The sequence below is a fragment of the Rhodoblastus sp. genome (assembly GCF_041915505.1).
Classification (GTDB): Bacteria; Pseudomonadota; Alphaproteobacteria; order Rhizobiales; family Beijerinckiaceae; genus Rhodoblastus.
This window is the reverse complement of record NZ_JAYSBG010000418.1, coordinates 1-2,753: the sequence shown is the minus strand read 5'-3', so window position 1 is coordinate 2,753 and position 2,753 is coordinate 1. Positions and strand designations below refer to the sequence as shown.

At 65.6% G+C, this 2,753-nt stretch carries 4 protein-coding genes; 1 reads left to right on the top strand and 3 read right to left on the bottom strand.

Annotated elements, in window-relative coordinates; genetic code table 11:
• Positions 1-184: 184 nt before the first annotated feature.
• Positions 185-850 (top strand): hypothetical protein, encoded by a 666-nt coding sequence (locus tag ACE3S9_RS17935; RefSeq protein ID WP_374547840.1) that lies wholly within the window; start codon positions 185-187, stop codon positions 848-850.
• A 99-nt stretch (positions 851-949) separates the two neighbouring features.
• On the opposite strand, the gene ACE3S9_RS17930 is transcribed toward ACE3S9_RS17935, so the two are convergent.
• The 3 genes from ACE3S9_RS17930 to ACE3S9_RS17920 all read right to left on the bottom strand — a co-directional run.
• Positions 950-1,645, bottom strand: a complete 696-nt coding sequence (locus ACE3S9_RS17930; RefSeq protein WP_374547839.1) for a carbonic anhydrase — start codon at positions 1,643-1,645, stop codon at positions 950-952.
• A 313-nt stretch (positions 1,646-1,958) separates the two neighbouring features.
• Positions 1,959-2,381 (bottom strand): hypothetical protein, encoded by a 423-nt coding sequence (locus ACE3S9_RS17925; RefSeq protein ID WP_374547838.1) that lies wholly within the window; start codon positions 2,379-2,381, stop codon positions 1,959-1,961.
• A gap of 7 nt (positions 2,382-2,388) precedes the next feature.
• On the bottom strand, positions 2,389-2,753 hold a 365-nt coding region (locus tag ACE3S9_RS17920), incomplete at its 5' end, for a DUF3126 family protein (protein ID WP_374547837.1).

The following is a 2,753-nucleotide window of genomic DNA, read 5'->3' as shown; positions in this document are numbered from 1 at the left end:
CGGCGCCACGAAATAGCGGCCTTGGGGCGGAAGCTCGGGGGCGACGCCGTCGAGCGAATAAAGACTCATGGTTCAGGACTCCCTTGCCATTCGGGCGATAATCGGCTCCAACATAATCGGCCCGGATCAAAAAGCCCGCGCTATTTCATCCGCCTTTCGGCGGCGTCCCGTCCCCCTGGTTCTCTTGCGCAAGATCGTCCTCATTCTGGGTTTCGCGCCCACCGTCGCCATGTTCGCGGCGCTCGCGCTCTGGCGTTTCTGGCCCGCGCCGCCGCCCGCCGAGGCGCTGACCTTCGATCTGGCCGGCCAGCGCCTGCGCTTCGCCTCGGCTTATGTCCGCCTGCCGGACACGATCGAGCCGGACCGGATCGACCTCGTGGTGCGCGCGCCCGATTTCGCCCCCGCCGCCGCCACACCCGCCCGCCTGCCCGCGACCGGCGAAGCCGACGACAGGGGCCGCGCCCAGATCTTCCTGACGCTCGCACCCGCGCCCAAGGCCGCGCCGGCTGCGCCCGCCGAGCGTTACGGCCCCTATCTCGCGCCGGATGTGCAAGTGGCGGAAGGCGGGCTGCTGCGCCGCCGGTTCGAGGATAATTCGCCTTATGCCGGCGAGGACCTCTATCTCGCGCCGCCCGATGGAGAGGATTTTTTCGCGCGCTGCCAGCGGCCGAAAATCCCGGCCGACGGCCTGCCGGAATCCTGCCTCGCGGAATTCCGCATCGACCGCCTGCTGCTGCAAATGCGCTTCGACCCAGCCTGGCTCGGCGACTGGGCCAAACTGCACGCCAACGCGCTCAATCTGATCCGCGGCGCCGAAGCCGACGGCGTGCGGCAGCCCGGGAACGGGTGAGCAGGCGTGAAAGTCAAACGCTTGGCGCCGAAGCCGGCCGATGACCGCGTTCGGCTCGAAGCCGACCTCGATGACGCCGCTGCGCCCTATGACGGCTGATCAGCCGAGATAGCTCACGACCCCCGTCTCAATATCGTAGATCGCCGCGACGATCTTGAGTTTACCCTGACCGGCCAGACCAGATACGAGCGTGCTGGCTGCGGTCAGCCGCGCCGCTGTTCGCTGCGCGCTAAGTTTGGCGGTGGCGTTGACATAGTCGCCCGGATCATCCCGTGCGGCGAGCGCGGCGGGCAGGATCGGTTCGATCATCGGCCCAATCGCGCCGGGATAGGTCGCATTCTTTTTCACGACGTCGCAGGCCGCCTTGACGGCGCCGCAGCTTGTGTGGGCGAGGACGACGATGAGCGGCGACCCGAGCACGGCGGCGCCGTACTCGACCGTGCCGAGCGTCGCCGTGTCGACGAGGTTGCCTGCATTGCGGGCGACGAACAACTGGCCGACCCCGTGGCCGCCGAAAATGAGTTCGGGCGGGACGCGGCTGTCGGCGCAGGCGATGACCGTCGCCCATGGCGCCTGGTGCCCCGCTACCGAGGCGCGCTCCGCAGCCAGGTCGATCGAGCAGAGCTCCGGATGGCTGACATAGCGCGCGTTGCCTTCCTTGAGCGCCGCGAGCGCCTCGTCCGGCGAGAGTGACGTCGGCGCGCCATCGGCCGCCCATGCCGGATTTGTCGCGCCCGCGAGCGCGGCCCCGGCAAGTCCAGCCGCCGCGAACTTGAGGAAATCCCTTCGGACCAAAGCTTTGCTATCGCAAGTTCTGCACATTTTCCGGTCGCTCCATATGCATCGATAGCCGACAGGGCCGATTGAAATGGAAACTGTACCTAATGCGCGGCTTTGACAAGAGCGCCGGAGTGCTCACCGCAATCGACTCAGCGCCCGTTCGGGCCCTGGCCGCTTGAAGCAATCCACCTTGCATGCAAGCCGCAGGGTGGATTGCTTCGTCGCTGACGCTCCTCGCAATGACGGTCTCGGGCGGTCCAACGGGCGGCTTCCCGCCGTTCCGGGTCATTGGCGAGAGAGAACCCGGCGGCAGATTTGCTCCGCCAGCTCACTTATGCGCTTTGGCCTTCGCCGCGAAATCGCGTGACGCCTTGGCTTCGCACATGGCGGCGAAGGACTGGTACATCGAGCCGCTCTGGTTCTCGGCGACCTCGTCGCAATGTTTCAGCGCCTCGGCATAGGCCTTTTTCGTCGCCGGCTTGATGTTGGGAAGGAAGAGAGGCTCGCATTTGTCGCGCACGATATTGGACAGCGCGATGTCTTGCGTCGAGCCGAGCTGGCAGGTCTCGAACAGGTGGAACGAAGCCGGACAGTCGGGGGCGGCGGCGACCGCCTTCTGCACGGCGGCGACATAGCCGCCCGCCTTGCTTGCGTCCTCGTCGCCGATCGGACAGGCGTCCTCGGCGAAAACCGGCGCCGCCGCAAAAAGCGTCGCGGCCAAAACGAAAGTCCGTACGGCCGCGCGCTTCATATGATCCTCACAAATCTTCGAGATCGAAATCGAGGATCGCCATCTGCAAGGTATAGGACTTGCCCTTGGGATCGTCGGCCGAGATCACGCCGAGAAAATCCTCGCCCCGGTTCAGTTCGACCGAATCGGTCTTTTTCGCCCGCGCCACGATCTTGAGATCGTCATTGTCGAACAAGCGCCGCAGATAATCCTGCAACACCGGCCGCTCGACCGGAATTTTCATCGCGAAGGAAAAGGAGCGGTCCCCATCCTCGTCGTCGACCGTGATGAGGCCCAAAGCGCGCTCGCCGAAAGTGACCGTGGCCTGCTCGGTGTCCTTGGGATCGAGCCCGACCTTGATTCCCGTCGCGCCGAAGGCGTTCCGCAGGAATT

Excerpts from the sequence above, each read along its gene's own strand:
- ACE3S9_RS17925 (WP_374547838.1), bottom strand. The coding sequence starts at position 2,381 with ATGAAGCGCGCGGCCGTACGGACTTTCGTTTTGGCCGCGACGCTTTTT.